14 protein-coding genes are annotated in these 14,541 nt (G+C 70.8%); 9 read left to right on the forward strand and 5 right to left on the reverse strand.

What is annotated here, in order from left to right; translation table 11 throughout:
* Positions 1-16: 16 nt before the first annotated feature.
* Genes LG391_RS11810 through LG391_RS11820 form a run of 3 tightly spaced genes read right to left on the reverse strand, consistent with a single transcriptional unit; the run spans position 17 to position 4,541 of the window.
* The gene (locus tag LG391_RS11810) at positions 17-2,344 is read right to left on the reverse strand and encodes a glycoside hydrolase (protein WP_225768208.1); all 2,328 of its coding nucleotides are present in this window, start codon (positions 2,342-2,344) and stop codon (positions 17-19) included.
* A gap of 34 nt (positions 2,345-2,378) precedes the next feature.
* Entirely contained in the window at positions 2,379-3,656 is a 1,278-nt protein-coding gene (locus LG391_RS11815; protein ID WP_225768209.1) for an NAD(P)/FAD-dependent oxidoreductase, read from the reverse strand.
* Positions 3,657-3,662: 6 nt separating this feature from the next.
* Positions 3,663-4,541, reverse strand: a complete 879-nt coding sequence (locus LG391_RS11820; RefSeq protein WP_225768210.1) for a polyphosphate kinase 2 family protein — start codon at positions 4,539-4,541, stop codon at positions 3,663-3,665.
* Between the two features lie 115 nt (positions 4,542-4,656).
* On the opposite strand from LG391_RS11820, the gene LG391_RS11825 reads away from it, so the two are divergent.
* The 5 genes from LG391_RS11825 (at position 4,657) to minE (ending at position 8,180) form a co-directional block, all read left to right on the forward strand.
* On the forward strand, positions 4,657-5,238 hold the full coding sequence (locus LG391_RS11825) for a histidine phosphatase family protein (protein ID WP_225768211.1): 582 nt from the start codon (positions 4,657-4,659) through the stop codon (positions 5,236-5,238).
* 102 nt (positions 5,239-5,340) lie between these two features.
* Positions 5,341-6,054 (forward strand): RluA family pseudouridine synthase, encoded by a 714-nt coding sequence (locus LG391_RS11830; protein WP_225768212.1) that lies wholly within the window; start codon positions 5,341-5,343, stop codon positions 6,052-6,054.
* Positions 6,055-6,355: 301 nt separating this feature from the next.
* Positions 6,356-7,066, forward strand: coding sequence for a septum site-determining protein MinC (minC, locus tag LG391_RS11835; protein WP_308013043.1), 711 nt, complete (start codon positions 6,356-6,358; stop codon positions 7,064-7,066).
* 23 nt (positions 7,067-7,089) lie between these two features.
* Positions 7,090-7,905, forward strand: a complete 816-nt coding sequence (gene minD / locus LG391_RS11840) for a septum site-determining protein MinD (RefSeq protein WP_225768214.1) — start codon at positions 7,090-7,092, stop codon at positions 7,903-7,905.
* Entirely contained in the window at positions 7,902-8,180 is a 279-nt protein-coding gene (gene minE / locus LG391_RS11845) for a cell division topological specificity factor MinE (RefSeq protein WP_225768215.1), read from the forward strand. The genes minD and minE overlap by 4 nt, the downstream gene beginning before the upstream one ends.
* 114 nt (positions 8,181-8,294) lie before the next feature.
* Here the strand turns inward: minE and LG391_RS11850 are convergent, their stop codons facing one another.
* Both LG391_RS11850 and LG391_RS11855 read right to left on the reverse strand, forming a co-directional pair.
* Positions 8,295-9,104 (reverse strand): bifunctional 2-polyprenyl-6-hydroxyphenol methylase/3-demethylubiquinol 3-O-methyltransferase UbiG, encoded by an 810-nt coding sequence (locus LG391_RS11850; protein ID WP_225768216.1) that lies wholly within the window; start codon positions 9,102-9,104, stop codon positions 8,295-8,297.
* Positions 9,105-9,179: 75 nt separating this feature from the next.
* Positions 9,180-9,878 carry an iron-containing redox enzyme family protein gene (locus LG391_RS11855; RefSeq protein WP_225768217.1) on the reverse strand — a complete coding sequence of 233 codons (699 nt, stop codon included), beginning with the start codon at positions 9,876-9,878 and terminating at the stop codon, positions 9,180-9,182.
* Positions 9,879-10,064: 186 nt separating this feature from the next.
* Here LG391_RS11855 and LG391_RS11860 point away from each other — a divergent pair, with 186 nt between their 5' ends.
* From LG391_RS11860 to LG391_RS11875, 4 genes are all read left to right on the forward strand, one after another.
* Positions 10,065-11,567 carry an aldehyde dehydrogenase family protein gene (locus LG391_RS11860; protein WP_225768218.1) on the forward strand — a complete coding sequence of 501 codons (1,503 nt, stop codon included), beginning with the start codon at positions 10,065-10,067 and terminating at the stop codon, positions 11,565-11,567.
* Positions 11,568-11,691: 124 nt separating this feature from the next.
* Positions 11,692-12,657, forward strand: coding sequence for an ABC transporter substrate-binding protein (locus LG391_RS11865; protein WP_225768219.1), 966 nt, complete (start codon positions 11,692-11,694; stop codon positions 12,655-12,657).
* A gap of 155 nt (positions 12,658-12,812) precedes the next feature.
* Positions 12,813-13,733: an ABC transporter permease gene (locus LG391_RS11870; protein WP_225768220.1), complete on the forward strand. Its 921-nt coding sequence runs from the start codon at positions 12,813-12,815 to the stop codon at positions 13,731-13,733.
* Position 13,734: 1 nt separating this feature from the next.
* Positions 13,735-14,529 carry an ABC transporter ATP-binding protein gene (locus LG391_RS11875; RefSeq protein ID WP_225768221.1) on the forward strand — a complete coding sequence of 265 codons (795 nt, stop codon included), beginning with the start codon at positions 13,735-13,737 and terminating at the stop codon, positions 14,527-14,529.
* Positions 14,530-14,541: the final 12 nt, after the last annotated feature.

Below are 14,541 nucleotides of genomic sequence, written 5' to 3' on the forward strand. Positions count from 1 at the left end.
GACTTGTCGCATCCGCCTATTTGACGACCTTACCGATCTCGACCGTCCGGGACGGCTGGTCCGGCGCCTCGATCCGGGCCGACTGCGCCGGCAGAGTCGCCCCGCCTGGCAGCGCCCGCGGCTTCGCGTCGAAGTTGACGGTGACCGTGGTGCCGTCGCCGAAGCTCGAGCGCTGCAGCAGCCGATCAGGCGACAGCACCGCGAAGTCCATCATCGGCCGGGCGAAGACCCGCTCGTGCAGCGGCCGGAACACCCGGTCATAGGCGGCGATGATCGGCAGGTCGCGGTCCAGCACCGCCGCGTTCAGGTGGTAGAGCGGCGGCACGGCGTAGAGCAGCTGCAGCAGCGCCGTCGCCTCGCGCTGGTCGGAGAACTTCAGCGAGCCGTATTCCCAGTGATGGGTGGTGACCACGCTGTCGTGCAGCGCGATCTCGTAGAGCGGCAGCCGGAAGCGCGGATCGGCGACGAAGCGCGCGACTTCGGGCTTCAGCCGGACCGGATTGAAGTAGAGCGACGGCGTCTCCGGCGGCCAGTAGTTGCCGCGGTAGTAGGGCGAGGCCTTGTCCTTCATCTCCGGCACCATCCAGGCGAAGGGCTGGGTGGTCATGCCGTGGGCGAAGGCGATCTGCGGCGCGAACAGGGCGGAGCCGCCCTCGCTGCCGACGACGAGGCCGAGCGACGCGGCGAAGGCCAGGCGGCGGCGCCTGGCGTCCGCGTCCTGCGCCTCGCCGGTCTCGCGGCCCGGCGCATAGTCGTCGAACACCAGGCCGGTGGCGTCGACGTCGAGGAACAGGCTGTCGAGGCCCGCCGCCTTGGCCGCCGCCGCGATCCGGCGCCGGGCATAGGGCTCCGCCGCCACGGCGCTGGCATAGACGCCGCGGCCGGCGAAGCCGGTGATGGTCCTGCCGTTGCTGTCGACATAGCCGGCGGCGGCGAGGTCGGCGCCCATCTGCGCCGTCGGCCAAGTCTCGGGCAGGTCCGGCGGATGGGCGCTGCCATAGCTGTCATAGGCGCCGACGAGATAGCCGGCGGCCTTGGCGGCGGCCACGGCCTCGGGATGCCACAGCGCGTCGCGCCAATCCTCGACGCCCAGCCAGGCGCGGGTGAGCCCGGCGGTCCGCAGCGCCGCGACCGTGTCGAGAGACAGCCCGCCGCCCCAGCGCTCCGGCGGCGCCAGCAGCGGGCCGAAGGTCTCGGCCAGAGCCGCCCGGAGGGGCCCGGTGGCCCAGGCGGCCTCCGCCGCGGGATCGTGCCCGCCCGGCAGCGGATCGACCGGCGCCATCGGCACGGCCCGGCGCAAAGCCTCGTTGACCGCGCGGGTCAGCGCCGCCCGGCTGTAAACCGAGACGAAGCCGCCGGCGCCGGCCGCGTCCTTGAACGCGCGTTCGAATTCGGCCCGCGCCTCCGCGCCGAAGGCCTGCCACAGCCGGCCGGCGAGATGCCCGGGATCGTCCCTCTTCTGCTGGACCAGCCGGACGAAGGCGCGCCACTGCAGCACATCCTCCGGCTTCAGCGGCCCTTTGCCCCCGAGATAGATGTGCGGCGCGCCGCCGAGCCGGGCGATATCCGGCAACGCCGCGATCTTCTCCGTCAGCGGGACGAAGCCGCCGCCGGCCTGCAGCCAGGTCCGATACGTCCTCGCCCCGGCCAGCGGATCGGGCGGCCCCGGCACGATGCGGACGACATAGGGCGCGCCGGGTGCCAGCCGGGTGAAGTCGTGCGCCAGCACCGGCCGCGGCCGGCCGGATTCCTCGACGACCGCGAACCAGGTGTTGAACGGCGTCTCGACCAGCCAGGTGATCGACCGGCCGGCGCGCAGCTCGGTCCAGAACGGCATCGACAGCTGCTCGGCCAGGCCGGCCGGCTCGTAGCGCCGGGTCAGCCAGCCCAGCCAGGCGGGGTCGTCGGCCGGGATGTAGCTGCCCTCGCCGAAGGGCATCGCATAGGCGGTGATCGCGGCCGGGTCGGCGGTCTGCGGCCAAGCCAGAGTCGCGGGCCGGTCGGAGCGGATCGACAGGCGCAGCGCCTCGCCCTCGACCGCCGCCTCGATCGTGAAGGCGTCGCTGCCCGCCGCGAGCCGCCAGCCATGGCCGGTCCCGTCCGTCACCTGCCCCGGATCCATGGCCGGAACGGCCAGCGCCGCCTCGTCCCCGCCGGCGGGACGGAACCACACCGCCAGCGTCGCCGGATCGATCCGGAACTCGCCGGCCGGCGCCGGCAGCACCACCGAGCCGTCCGGCGCCGCCGCGGCCGGCCCGGCCGAAGCCAGCAAGGCCAGAACGGAAACCAGGCGCCTCGCGAGCGACGCCGCCCACCGGCGGACTCTGCCTGCATCGACTATCATCCGGAATCTCAATAAAGGAACCTAACAAGCTGTATTAGCGTAAGATTCTCAATTCCTCGGAAGCGGTACCCGATGCCGTCGAAGGCATCCCGGCCAGGGTGGCAGGATGGGTCTTGGCGAAGGGGCCGAGGGCGAGGCCGGCGAAGGTCTCGACCATCCGGCGGCGCAGCCAGGGCAGCCGCGTCGACGGATGGAAGGTCCGGTCGCGCAAGGCCCCGATCCAGCGGCTGTCGGACTGGAAAGCCGGGGTCAGCAGCGCGCTCATGCGCTGGTAGAAGCGGATATGCCGTCGGCGCCGCTCGCCATAGGCGGCCAGCGCCCGAGGGATATCCGGCTCGGCCGCCAGCGCATCGGCCAGGGCGGCGCCGTCCAGCATCGCCATGGTCACGCCGGCGCCGAGCTGCGGGCTGGTGGAATGGGCCGCGTCGCCGATGAAGGCGATGCGGTCGCCGAAAGGCCGGCGCAGCGTCGCCTGGGCATAGCGGGCCAGCGTCAGCTGGGCGGTGTCGGTGATGCCGGCGATCACCGGCTCGATCTCGGGCCACAGGTCGAGGACCCGGCGCCGCCAGGCCGCGATCCCCGCCGACAGCAGGGCCGGATGCTCGGCCACCTTGAGGCTCCAGAACAGGATGGCGCGCGGGACATCGTCGCCCGGCATCCGCCCGACCGGCAGCAGGCCCAGCATCTCCCGCGCCGCGCGGAAGCGCTGCTCCAGCCGGTCGGGCCGCAGCCCGGCGGCCGGCACCGTCGCCCAGACCGCGCCATAGGCGTATGGCTTCGGCTGGACCGGGGCGTGGGCCAGCGGGCGCAGCGCCGAGCCGCTGCCGGTCGCGTCGACCACGAGGTCGACCGCCGGCAGGCGGCGGCCGGCGGCGGCGGCGGCGACCGGAACGGGCCGGCCCTCTGCATCGGCCGCCAGCGCGGCGATCTCGACCCCGGTCTCGACCGGGATGCGGCGCGACGCGGCCGCCTGCCACAGCACCTCGAAGATCGCGGCGCGGTGGATCGCCAGGCCGTGCAGCGCCGGATCGACCGCAGCGTAGCTGAGGTCGAACACCACCCGGCCCGACGGCTCGGAGCGGGCATAGAGCCCGTCGATCCGCTGGCCATAGGCCAGGGCCGCGTCGAGCGCGCCGATCCGGCCCAGCGCGGCCAGGCCGGCCGGCTGCAGCATCAGCCCGGCGCCGATCGGCCGCGGCTCGGCGAAGCGCTCGAGCAGCCGCACCTGGTGCCCGGCATCGTGCAAGAAGCAGGCGGCGGCCAGACCGGCCGGGCCGCAGCCGCAGACGGCGATCGACAGGGGCTCGGTCACGATCGGCTATTCGTTCTCCAGCGCCGCCCGGGAGGCCTGCAGCTTGTCCTTCAGCTCCGGCTCGACCTTGGGATAGGCGAGGTCCAGCCCCTCCATCGCATCGACGATGGCGGCGGCGACGGCCAGGCGCGTGAACCACTTGCTGTCGGCCGGCACCACATGCCAGGGCGCATGCGGCGTGGCGGTGGCCCGGATCATCTCCTCATAGGCCTTCATGTAGTCGGACCACAGCTGGCGCTCCGCCACGTCCGAGGGCTGGAACTTCCAGTGCTTCTCCGGCTCGTCCAGCCGCTCCAGGAAGCGCTTCTTCTGCTCGTCCTTCGAGACGTTGAGGAAGAACTTCAGCACCAGCGTGCCGTTGCGGGCCAGGTAGCGCTCGAAGGCGTTGATGTCCTCGAACCGCTCCTTCCAGATCTTCTTCGTCACCAGCTTCGGCGGCAGGTGCTGGTTGGCCAGGATGTCGGGATGCACCCGCACCACCAGCACCTCCTCGTAGTAGGAGCGGTTGAAGATGCCGATCCGCCCGCGCTCCGGCAGGTGCCGGGTGGTGCGCCACAGGAAGTCGTGGTCCAGCTCCTCCGCCGAAGGCTGCTTGAAGGACGTCACCTGGCAGCCCTGCGGGTTGATCCCGGACATCACGTGCTTGATGGTGCTGTCCTTCCCGGCCGCATCCATCGCCTGGAAGATCAGCAGCACCGACCAGTGGTCCTGGGCGTAGAGCTTGTCCTGCATCTCCGCCAGCCTGGCGACGCTCTGGGCCAGCGCCTCCTGCGCCACCGCCTTGTCGTCCAGCCAGGCGGTGTCCGCCGGATCCCAGTCCTTCAGGCGGAAGCCGTCGCCGTCCTCGATCCGGTACCGCTTCGCCAGCTTGCCCAGCTTGACCATCCGTTCCCCTCCCCGATCGATGCGCGCCGAAGCGGCCCGCATGGCGATCGATGCAGGAATTTCGTCGGTCTGGCAAATCGGAGATGATGCCGCGCCTTCCGCAGCGAGGATCCGCATGACCCGGCACGTCCATTTCATCACCCATCCCGACGTGCTGATCGACCCGGCTGTGCCGGTGCCGGACTGGCCGCTGTCGGAGCGCGGCCGCGAGCGCATGCGGGCGGTGCTGGACCAGCCCTGGGCGCCGCGGCTGCGCAGCCTGTTCTGCAGCACCGAGCGCAAGGCCCGGGACGGCGCCGCCATCCTCGCCGCGGCCCTGGGCCTGCCGGTCACGGAGCTTGAGGATCTCGGCGAAAACGACCGTTCTTCAACCGGTTACCTGCCGAAGCTCGAGTTCGAGGCGACGGCCGATGCCTTCTTCGCCCGGCCGCAGGAGAGCGTGCGCGGCTGGGAGCGCGCTGCCGACGCCCAGCGCCGCATCGTCGCCGCTTTGGACGAGATCCTGCGCCGGGCGCCGGCCGAAGGCGACATCGCCATCGTCTCGCATGGCGGCGTCGGGGCGCTGCTGCTGTGCCATCTCGAGAACCGGCCTATCAGCCGCGCCGCCGACCAGCCCGCCGGCCAGGGCGGCCACCACTACGCCTTCACCGCGGAGGACCGCCGGCTGCTGCACGGCTGGCAGCCGATCGACGAATAGTTGCTCGATATCAATAGAATGCCGGCCGTTCCTAAGATCATCCTCGGTCCATCTTGGGCCGTCCCCATTGCGCCGGCCGTGTGCCGGTGCGATGACGCCGTCATGATCGCCGCCCCGCCCCCGATCTTGACCGACGCCGAGATCCTGGCCCGCCTGCTGTACCGCGACGGGCTGATGCTGATCCTCGACAAGCCGGCCGGGCTGCCGGTGCATGCCGGGCCGAAGGGCGGGCCAGTGCTGGACCATCATCTCGACGCGCTGCGCTTCGGCCTGCCGCACCCGCCCGCCCTGGCCCATCGGCTGGACAAGGACACCAGCGGCTGCCTGGTGCTGGGCCGGCACCGCAAGGCCACGGCGACGCTGGGCGAGCTGTTCGCCTCCGGCCGGGTGGCGAAGACCTACTGGGCCGTGGTGGAAGGCGGCCCGGCAGAGGATGAGGGCCGGATCGACCTGCCGCTGGCCAAGCGGTCGGCGCAGCGCGGCTGGTGGATGAAGGTCGACCCCGCCGGCCAGCCGGCGCAGAGCGAGTTCCGCGTGCTCGGCCGCGCCGAGGGCCTGGCCTGGCTGGAGCTGCGCCCTCTGACGGGACGCACCCATCAGCTGCGGCTGCACTGCTCGGCCTCCGGCTTCCCGATCCGGGGCGACGCGATCTACGGCACCGCCGGCCGCGGTCCGGAGGCCCCGCCGCTGCACCTGCACGCCCGCGCCGTGTCGGTCCCGCTCTACCCGAAGAAGCCGCCAGTCACCGCCGAGGCGCCGCCGCCACCCCATCTGGCCGGGACGCTGCGACGCTTCGGCACCGGCGCGACCGCTTGACCGACTCGTTCCTGGCACGGTTGCGGCCGACACATCGCCCGTCGGCTCCGAGTCGCCCGGCTCTCCCGCTCGCTTGCCGTCCCCGGAGGACGCCCCCGCCGGGCCCAGGCCGGATGACCGCGCCACCGGAGCGGGCGGCGAAAGCTTCGGAAACCGGCCGGGACAGGACCGATCGGGACACAACACATCGCGGTCTCAGCCCCTGGGAACCACAACCTGTTGCATATCCGGATCGAACCGGGTTCAATGGTCGAGAACCCCCGTGTTGACGGCCGGATCGCGCCCGGCTACGCCCCTGACCGTGACAACAGCAGCCCGCACCCGCCCCGCCATCCGCTTCCGTGGTCGCTCCTTCATGGCGCTCGTTCTGGCGCCGGACCCGCCGATCACCGACTGGCTCACCGAGCTCGACGCCCAGATCCAGCGTTCGCCTGCGTTCTTCCAGGGCCGCCCCGTGGTGGTCGACCTGTCGGCCCTGCCGATGCGCAAGCAGGACCTGACGGCGCTGATCGAGGACCTGCAGCAGCGCGACATCCGCCTGATCGGGATCGAAGGCGCCGACCCGTCCTGGCTCGGCTCGGAGGCCTGGGGCCGGCCGCCGATGATGACCGGCAGCCGCCCCGCCGGGATGATCGAGGTGCCGGACGGCGCCGCGGCGGCGCCGGCGGCCGAGGCCCGGCCCGCCGCCTCGCTGCTGCTGGACCGGCCGGTGCGCTCCGGCCAGTCGGTGATCTTCCCGGAGGGCGACGTCACGGTCGTCGGGTCCGTCGCCTCGGGGGCCGAGATCATCGCCGGCGGGTCGATCCACGTCTACGGCACGCTGCGCGGCCGGGCGATTGCGGGATCCACCGGCAACGGCCGGGCCCGGATCTTCTGCCGCAAGCTCGAGGCCGAGCTGCTGGCGATCGACGGTCTCTACAAGACCGCGGACGACATGGAGCCGAAGCTGCGCGGCAGGGCGGTGCAGGCTTGGCTCGACGGCGACGCCATGGTTCTGGCAGCCCTGGACTGAGGCATTAGAGGAGAGAAGCGAATATGGCCAAGGTCTTGGTCGTGACATCCGGAAAAGGCGGGGTCGGCAAGACGACCTCCACCGCGGCGCTGGGCGCGGCCTTGGCCCAGACCGGGCAGAACGTCGTCGTCGTCGACTTCGACGTCGGCCTGCGCAATCTCGACCTGGTGATGGGGTCGGAACGGCGGGTCGTGTTCGACCTGATCAACGTCGTCCAGGGCGACGCCAAGCTGCCGCAGGCGCTGATCCGCGACAAGCGGGTCGACACCCTGTCTCTCCTGGCCGCGTCGCAGACCCGCGACAAGGACGCCCTGACCATGGAGGGCGTGTCGCGCGTCATCGGCGAGCTGAAGGAGAAGTTCGACTGGGTGATCTGCGACAGCCCGGCCGGCATCGAGAAGGGCGCGGTCCTGGCGATGCGGCATGCCGATGCCGCGGTCGTCGTGACCAACCCGGAGGTCTCCTCGGTCCGTGATTCCGACCGCATCATCGGCCTGCTCGATTCCAAGACCGAGAAGGCGGAAAAGGGCGAGCGCGTCGAGAAGCACCTGCTGCTGACCCGGTACGACCAGGGCCGGGCCGAGCGCGGCGAGATGCTGAAGACCGAGGACGTGCTGGAGATCCTGTCGATCCCGCTGCTCGGCATCATCCCCGAGAGCGAGGAGGTGCTGCGGGCCTCGAACATGGGCGCGCCGGTCACGCTCAACGCCCCGCAGAGCGCCCCGGCCCGGGCCTATTTCGACGCGGTCAAACGCCTGAAGGGCGAGACGATCGAGATGTCGGTGCCCAGCGACAGGAAGGGGATCTTCGCCAAGCTGTTCGGCCGGAGGGTTGCATGAGCCTGTTCAGCTTCTTCACCAAGCGCAACTCCGCCCCGGTGGCGCGGGAGCGGTTGCAGATCCTGCTGGCGCATGAGCGGTCGGTGATCGGCGGACGGTCGGATCTGATGGCGATCCTGCAGGAGGAGATCCTGGCGGTGATCGCCAAGCACATCGCGGTCGACCGCGAGAAGGTGCAGGTCAAGCTCGACCGCGGCGACTCGGTGTCGACGCTGGAAGTCGATATCGAGATCCCCACCCCCTCGGGCCCGGCCCGGATCGCCGCGCGGGGCTGAGCGCCCTCGGTCTCACCTGACAAGGGGCGATGCGGAAGGCCCCGGTGAGACGCCGTTCCGGCCACTGCGCAGCCGACCCGGCCGGGCTCCTCTCCAAAGCACCTCGACGGCGCGTCAGCCTTTCACCGCCTCGATGGCCAGGCTGAGCGGCAGGCTCGGCCGGTCCGCCGGCATCCGCCACAGCCCGTCCGCCCCCTGCACCAGGCAGGGCCACATCCGCCAGGCGGTGGCATTGTGCTCGCGCAGCGCCGTCAGCCGCATCCCGGCCGCCAGCAGCGCACCGACGATCGCGCCGAGCGGATGCATCCACTCGACCGAGCGGGTGTGGGTGAAGACGGCGTCGCGGTCGGCGTAGCTGCCCTGCGCGTCGGATTCGACCGGCGCTCCGCCGAAATAGGCGTAGGTCGGCACGATCGGCGCCCCCGGGCCGGCCTGGTCGAGCGGCCTCGCCGCCGGGTGGTCGTCGAGGAAATAGAGCCGGCCGCCGGGCTTCAGCAGCGCCGCCACCACCTGCGCCCAGCGGGCGATGTCGGGCAGCCAGATGATCGTGCCCCAGCTGGTGAAGACGAGGTCGTAGAGGCCCTCTCCGAGCAGGCGCGGCGCGTCGTAGACATCGCCTTCGACGAACTCGGCGCTGCTGCCGGTCTCGGCCGCGAGGTCGCGGGCCGCGGCGACGGCGTTGGCGGAGAAGTCGAGGCCGGTGACCCGGGCGCCGCGCCGGGCGAGATACATCGTGTCCATGCCGAAATGGCACTGCAGATGGGCCACGCGCAGCCCGGCGATGTCGCCGATCTCCGCCGCCTCGATCGGCCCCAGATCGGTCTCGCCGCGCCGGAAGCCGTCGACATTGTAGAAAGAGGAGCGGAGATGCACCGCTACCCGCTCGTCCCAGTTCGCCCGGTTGAGCGCAACGCCCTCGTGCATCTGTCCCTCCCTTCCCGCTCTTCGTCGGCTTCGGCTTCTACCAAAAGGTGCAGCAAGCCGACAACCGGAGGCCCGTTATCCCGGGGCGCGGCGGGCCGGCATCGCCGACATGCCGTCGACGGCGCGGAGCATGCCGGCATAGAGCATGCGGGTCACCCGAGCCGAGGTCAGGACCGCGTCGATCTCGGCCTGATCGTCGAGCGCCGGCAGCGCCGCGGCCAGAGTCCGCACATGGCCTTCCCTGGCCTCGACGCGGTTGCGCAGGAAGCCGACCGCCCGGCGGATGCCGGCGATCCGCGCCGTGCGCAGCAGGCCGTCGACGGCCGCCCCGGCGCAGGTGGCGGCGAGATATTCGAGCAGATAGGCGATGCCGAGGAAACCGGCGGGATGGTCGCTGCGCCCGAGGAACCGGAACCAGGCGATCCATGCCTGGGTCGGCGGCGCCGGCGTCGAGGTGATCACATCCGCCCGGCTGAAGCCGAGCGCCTCGAGGTCGTCCAGCACCCGCAGGTCCAGCCCCGCCACCTCGCCCGCCTTCTCCTGCAGCAGCAGTGCCAGCGGCATGTGCCGGCCATGATCCAGCATCCGTTCCGCCGCCAGGGCCAGGGTCGGCTGCAGCGCGTGCTGATAGTGATAGGCCTCGCGCAGGGTGTTGGCATAGGTCGCGATCCCGGCCGAGCCGTCGAGCAGGCTGCGGGCGCTGCGGGTCTGCCGCACCGCCACGACCATGGCCACGGCCTCGGCATGAAGCACATCGAAGAACGTCGCGCCCATCCGCATCACCATTTTCAGGATATGAACAAATCGTAAACACTATTTTATAAGGAAGGCAATACCATTTTTGGTGGCACATCCCTCCGACCCTGCCCTTAGTCGCTACGCTTGCCCCGCGGACCGGGCGACGATACGAATGCCGCCCATCAGCGCCTTCGGCGCTCCCGTTCTCCGGAGTTGTGTTTCATGGAGCTGCACGATCTCATCCGCAGCCTCGGGCTCGATCCCGACGCCCTGACCGGCGGCACGCTGGTCGTCCGGTCGCCGGTCGACGGCACCGAGATCGCCCGCCTGCGCGAGCATTCGGAAGCCGATGTCGATGCCGCGATCGAGCGCGCGTCCAACGCCTTCCTGAACTGGCGCACCGTGCCGGGCCCGCGCCGCGGCGAGCTGGTGCGCCTGTTCGGCGAGGAGCTGCGCGCCCACAAGGCCGAGCTGGGTCGGCTGGTCTCGATCGAGGCCGGCAAGATCCTGCAGGAAGGCCTGGGCGAGGTGCAGGAGATGATCGACATCTGCGACTTCGCCGTCGGCCTCTCCCGCCAGCTCTACGGCCTGACCATCGCCTCGGAGCGGCCGGGCCACCGCATGGCCGAGACCTGGCATCCGCTCGGGCCCGTCGGCGTCATCTCGGCCTTCAACTTCCCGGTGGCCGTGTGGTCCTGGAATGCGGCGCTGGCCTTCGTCTGCGGCGACCCGGTGATCTGGAAGCCGTCGGAGAAGACGCCGGTCACGGCGCTGGCCACCATGGCGATCTTCCGCAAGGCGGCCGAGCGCTTCGGCGGCGTGCCGGACGGCCTGGCCGAGATCCTGATCGGCGGCCGTGCCATCGGCGAGAAACTGGTCGACAGCCCGAAGGTGCCGCTGATCTCCGCCACCGGGTCGACCCGCATGGGCCGCGAGGTCGGGCCACGCGTCGCCCAGCGCCTGGGCCGCTCGCTGCTCGAGCTCGGCGGCAACAACGCCATGATCGTCTGCCCGTCGGCCGATCTCGACATGGCGGTCCGCGCCATCCTGTTCGGCGCCGTCGGCACCGCCGGCCAGCGCTGCACCACGCTGCGCCGGCTGTTCGTCCATGACAGCGTCTACGACAAGCTGGTCCCGGCGCTGAAGCAGGCCTACGGCGCCGTGCGCATCGGCAGCCCGCTGGAGCAGGGCACGCTGGTCGGGCCGCTGATCGACCAGGCATCGTTCGACGGCATGCAGAAAGCGCTGGCGGCCGCACGCGACCAGGGCGGCACCGTCACCGGCGGCGAGCAGGTCACCTCGGGCGTGCCGCAGGGCGGCTTCTATGTCCGGCCGGCGATCGCCGAGATGCCGGCGCAGAGCGACATCGTCAAGCACGAGACCTTCGCGCCGATCCTCTACGTCATGAAGTACCGGGACTTCGGCCAGGCGCTGATGCTGCACAACGACGTGCCGCAGGGCCTGTCCTCCTGCATCTTCACCACCGATATGCGCGAGGCCGAGACCTTCCTGTCGGCGGCCGGCAGCGACTGCGGCATCGCCAATGTCAACATCGGCACCTCGGGCGCCGAGATCGGCGGCGCCTTCGGCGGCGAGAAGGAGACCGGCGGCGGGCGCGAGAGCGGTTCCGACGCCTGGAAGGCCTATATGCGCCGGCAGACCGCGACAGTGAACTACAGCCGCGAGCTGCCGCTGGCCCAGGGCATCGTCTTCGATCTGGGCTGACGCCTCACAGATCCGACAAAACGCAGGCGGGCGGCGGTTCCTTGACGGGTCCCCGGCCGCCTGCGCTAATGCGCAACAGACGCCCGGCACCGTCAGCCGGGGAGACAAACACGGGGGGATCCTCATGCATATCAGCCGTTTGGCACTGGCGGCGGGCGCGGCGCTGGCCCTGCTGTCCTCGGCGGCCGTCGCCGCCGAGAAGGTCACGGTGGCGGTCACGCAGATCGTCGAGCACCCGGCCCTCGACGCCACCCGCGACGGCGTGAAGAAGGCGCTGGAAGAGGCCGGCTACAAGGACGGCGACAACCTCGTCTTCCAGTGGGAATCGGCGCAGGGCAACCCGGCCACCGCCGCGCAGATCGCGCAGAAATTCGTCGGCGAGAACCCGAACGTGATCGTGCCGATCGCCACCCCCTCGGCCCAGGCCGTGGTCGCGGCGACCCAGGACATCCCGGTGGTGTTCACCGCGGTCACCGACCCGGCGGGCGCCCAGCTGGTGAAGAACCTGGACAAGCCGGGCGGCAACGTCACTGGCATCTCGGACCTGTCGCCGCTGGCCGACCACCTGAACCTGATCAAGGAGATCGTGCCGAACGTGAAGACCATCGGCGTGCCCTACAACCCGGGCGAGGCGAACGGGGCGGCGCTGGTGGCGGCGCTGCAGGAGATGGCGCCGGAGTGGAAGGTCGACATCGTCACCGCCGCGGCGTCCAAATCGGCCGATGTCCAGGGCGCGGCGCAGAGCCTGGTCGGCAAGGTCGACGTGATCTATGTCCCGACCGACAACACCATCGTCTCGGCGCTCGAGGCGGTGATCGCGGTCGGCACCGAGAACAAGATCCCGGTCTTCTCCGGCGACACCGACAGCGTCGCCCGCGGCGCCATCGCCTCGGTCGGCTTCGACTATTTCGAGGTCGGCCGGCAGACCGGCGCGGTCGTGGCCCGGGTGCTGAAGGGCGAGAAGCCGGGCGACATCGCGGTCAAGAACGCCAGCGGCACCGATCTGTTCGTGAACAAGAAGTCGGCCGCGGCGATGGGCGTCACCGTCCCCGAAGCGGTGCTGAGCCGCGCCAAGAAGGTGATCGAGTAGGCTTGAACGCGTAGGTTGGGTTCGCGCCGGCGAACCCAACCTGCATGCACGCGGCCCCGATACGGCCGTCCGGACATGACAGATCCGGCCGAAGCCCGTATATCGGGGCCTTCTCGTTTCCGCGGCCGCCGCCGGCCGCCCCGCAGGATGTGTTGATGAGTCTGATCGCCTTTCTCGGCGCGATCGAAATCGGGCTGATCTTTGCCCTCGTCGCGCTCGGGGTGTTCCTGTCCTTCCGGGTGCTGAACTTTCCCGATCTGACCGTCGACGGCAGCTTCCCCCTCGGCGCCGCCACCACCGCCACCCTGATCGTCGCCGGCCTCGACCCGGTGTCGGCCACGCTGGTCGGGGTCGCGGCCGGTGCCCTGGCCGGGCTCGTCACCGCCTGGCTCAACGTCCGCTTCGGCATCCTGCATCTCCTGGCCAGCATCCTGACCATGATCGCGCTGTTCTCGATCAACCTGCGCATCATGGGCAAGCCGAACGTCGCGCTGATCAACCAGGACACGGTGATCGGCCTGTTCGCCTGGCTGTCGCCGGTGATCGAGGCCACCGGCCTGCCGGTGCGGGCGACGCTGAAGGTGATGGTGCTGGCGATCATCGTGCTGATCGTCGGCCTGGTCCTCGGCCGCTTCCTGACCTCGGAGTTCGGCCTGGCCATGCGCGCCACCGGCGCCAACCCCCGGATGGCCCGGGCGCAGGGCATCCCGACCACGCTGCACATCTATGTCGGCATGGCGCTGTCGAACGCGCTGGTGGCCCTGGCCGGCGCGCTCTTCGCCCAGACCGCCGGCTTCGCCGACGTCACCGTCGGCACCGGCACCATCGTCAGCGGCTTGGCCGCGGTGATCCTGGGCGAGACCATCTTCCGCACCCGGTCGATCGTGATGATGCTGCTGGCCTGCGTGATCGGCGCCGTCTTGTACCGCATCGCCATCGCGCTCGCGCTGAACACCGGCTGGCTCGGGCTGCAATCCTCGGACCTCAACCTGGTGACCGCCGTGCTGGTCGGCATCGCGCTGATGCTGCCGGGCGTCCGCAACCCGTTAAAGACCCTGTTCCGGCGGAGCGCCTGAGATGATCCGAGTCCAGGACGTCCACGTCACCTTCGGCCGCGGCACGCCGCTCGAGAACCGGGCCCTGCGTGGCCTCGACCTGACCATCCCGGCCGGCCAGTTCGTCACCGTCATCGGCTCGAACGGCGCCGGCAAGTCGACCCTGCTGAACGTGCTGAGCGGCGACGCGGTGGCGGAGCGCGGGCGGGTCGAGATCGACGGCATCGACGTTACCCGCTGGCCGGCGCCGAAGCGCGCCGGCCTCGTCGCCCGCGTGTTCCAGGACCCGATGGCCGGCACCTGCGAAGGCCTGTCGATCGAGGAGAACATGGCGCTGGCCTATGCCCGCGGCCGGGCCCGCGGCCTCGCCGCCTCGCTCGACGGGCCGCGCCGGTCGGTGTTCCGCGACAAGCTGGCGGTGCTGGGGCTGGGGCTGGAGAACCGGCTGGGCGATTCCATGGGCCTGCTCTCGGGCGGCCAGCGCCAGGCGGTCAGCCTGCTGATGGCGACGCTGGCCGGGATGAAGATCCTGCTGCTGGACGAGCACACGGCGGCGCTCGACCCCCGCACCGCGGATTTCGTGCTGCGGCTGACCTGCCAGATCATCGAGGAGCAGAACCTCACGGCGCTGATGGTGACGCATTCGATGCGCCATGCCCTCGACCACGGCAGCCGCACGGTGATGCTGCATGAGGGCCGGGTCGCCTTCGACGTCGCCAATGACGACCGCAGCGGCCTGGACGTGCCGGACCTGCTGAAGCTGTTCAGCAAGGTCCGCGGCGAGCAGCTGGACGACGACAGCCTGCTGCTGGCGTGATCAGCTCGCCGG

It is taken from the genome of Inquilinus sp. Marseille-Q2685 (assembly GCF_916619195.1).
Taxonomy (GTDB): domain Bacteria; phylum Pseudomonadota; class Alphaproteobacteria; order DSM-16000; family Inquilinaceae; genus Inquilinus.

What these genes read in the sequence shown, in the direction of transcription:
- LG391_RS11850 (WP_225768216.1), bottom strand. Translation starts at nt 9,104, where the DNA reads ATGCACGAGGGCGTTGCGCTCAACCGGGCGAACTGGGACGAGCGGGTA.
- LG391_RS11870 (WP_225768220.1), top strand. Translation starts at nt 12,813, where the DNA reads ATGAGTCTGATCGCCTTTCTCGGCGCGATCGAAATCGGGCTGATCTTT.
- LG391_RS11865 (WP_225768219.1), top strand. Translation starts at nt 11,692, where the DNA reads ATGCATATCAGCCGTTTGGCACTGGCGGCGGGCGCGGCGCTGGCCCTG.
- LG391_RS11825 (WP_225768211.1), top strand. Translation starts at nt 4,657, where the DNA reads ATGACCCGGCACGTCCATTTCATCACCCATCCCGACGTGCTGATCGAC.
- LG391_RS11860 (WP_225768218.1), top strand. Translation starts at nt 10,065, where the DNA reads ATGGAGCTGCACGATCTCATCCGCAGCCTCGGGCTCGATCCCGACGCC.
- LG391_RS11810 (WP_225768208.1), bottom strand. Translation starts at nt 2,344, where the DNA reads ATGATAGTCGATGCAGGCAGAGTCCGCCGGTGGGCGGCGTCGCTCGCG.
- LG391_RS11855 (WP_225768217.1), bottom strand. Translation starts at nt 9,878, where the DNA reads ATGGGCGCGACGTTCTTCGATGTGCTTCATGCCGAGGCCGTGGCCATG.
- LG391_RS11875 (WP_225768221.1), top strand. Translation starts at nt 13,735, where the DNA reads ATGATCCGAGTCCAGGACGTCCACGTCACCTTCGGCCGCGGCACGCCG.
- LG391_RS11820 (WP_225768210.1), bottom strand. Translation starts at nt 4,541, where the DNA reads ATGGTCAAGCTGGGCAAGCTGGCGAAGCGGTACCGGATCGAGGACGGC.
- LG391_RS11830 (WP_225768212.1), top strand. Translation starts at nt 5,341, where the DNA reads ATGATCGCCGCCCCGCCCCCGATCTTGACCGACGCCGAGATCCTGGCC.
- minE (WP_225768215.1), top strand. Translation starts at nt 7,902, where the DNA reads ATGAGCCTGTTCAGCTTCTTCACCAAGCGCAACTCCGCCCCGGTGGCG.
- minD (WP_225768214.1), top strand. Translation starts at nt 7,090, where the DNA reads ATGGCCAAGGTCTTGGTCGTGACATCCGGAAAAGGCGGGGTCGGCAAG.